The organism is Bradyrhizobium sp. P2_E8 (assembly GCF_056403875.1).
Map to the genome: position 1 here is coordinate 1 of NZ_JBFUES010001421.1, position 1,418 is coordinate 1,418.

General features: G+C 62.2%; 1 protein-coding gene and 1 pseudogene. Both read left to right on the forward strand.

What is annotated here, in order from left to right; translation table 11 throughout:
* Positions 1–188, forward strand: a pseudogene (locus AC1D00_RS41035) (hypothetical protein); the annotation flags it as partial.
* 271 nt (positions 189–459) lie between these two features.
* Complete coding sequence (locus AC1D00_RS41040) at positions 460–804, forward strand: hypothetical protein (protein WP_477014635.1); 345 nt, start codon at positions 460–462, stop codon at positions 802–804.
* Positions 805–1,418 lie beyond the last annotated feature (614 nt).

The following is a 1,418-nucleotide window of genomic DNA, read 5'->3' on the forward strand; positions in this document are numbered from 1 at the left end:
GATTACATGCAGCGCGTTCTGTCGACCGGCGCGGGCGCTTCTATGCCGAGCCGGAAGCCTCCGACGCGGTGCTCCAAGCCTATCCGGGGCCGGTGCGCGACTGGATCGGCCGCCGCGGCGGCCTCACCTCACGGTTGCTGTTGTTGAASGGGCGCGACCTCGCCGCGATCTATCCGCGCTGCCGGTGAGGATCGGGCGGCCATCGGCCGTGTGAGCAGCTTGAGCCCGCCGCTGTCCGACGATTGAGCAATTTTGCGGAATTTCGCCTCTCCGGACGCTGAATCCGCTCATCCGCTTCGCAATGCCTGCACAATTTACGCGGTTTGCAGCTTTTCCCTGCAGTCTATGATGGTCGCGGCCAGACTGAGGCTGCGGCGTCGTCACAATCTCAGCAATGGTCACAGACGAGAATGGTTCGGCCTTTTTCAAGATTACTCATTTTCAAATGGGGCGCTTGCCATGCAGCCCATCGACTTTCGCTACCGCCTGACGGACCAGGGACGGATCGTCCTCGGCCAACTGAGCTCCGAGGAAACCGTCGAATTCGAACTCCTGTCACGGCGCGACCGCGAGGGCCTGATGGACCTGCCGTCCGAGCTGCGGCTGCTCGAGCTCTACGTGAAGTATGTCGGCTCGGGCGCGGAAGCCGGGCTCGCGCCGACGGAACCCGCCTGGCACGAGATCGCGCCGTCGCGACCGAAGAGACCGCCGCCCTCGCGGACGGCGCGGCCGCGCGGCTACGTCGTTTCGATGATCGTGATCGCAAGCGTCAGCTTCACGCTCATCGCATTGCTTGTGAGCTAAGGGCGCTCGTGAGCTGGCACGCAAGCGCGCCGGCGAAATTGCGCCGGTCTCGCGCGCCATCGGGTTCTAGAAGAACCCCTGGATCATCTGCGCCAATTCCATGCTCGCGCAGATGAGCATACCCCAAAGTGCAAAGTTGATCTGTAGCGCCGCCGCCATCGGTCGCTCCCCTTCCAAGTCGCGCCCATCCCAGTTTGTACAATTTATGAAGGAATGATTAGCGATTCTGACGGGCTGTTCACAGCCTATTATTGCGCCAGTTGTTGTGCGATGCGGTCCCGATCATTTCACGAAGCGGCCCCACTGCTCGCGCAAAGTCATGCGAATCGAGACTCCATATTCGGCCGTGCCGGCCACGTCTTTTCCCTTAGGTTCCATTTAACCGACGCGATGCAAAGTCTCTCACGCGGATTTTGCGTGTCGCGTACCGCACTGAGGGTTCGGCATGATGCGACACGGCTTCGTCTTGCTCACTTTTTGCGCAGCGCTCATGAGCTGCGCGGCGGCGCCGGCGCAGGAGCGTCGTCCGATCGCATGGGACGGCCTCGGACAGAACCCGAACCGGCCACCTGTCACAAAGCGGCGCGCAGCGAACCCCGCACCTGCACAGGAAA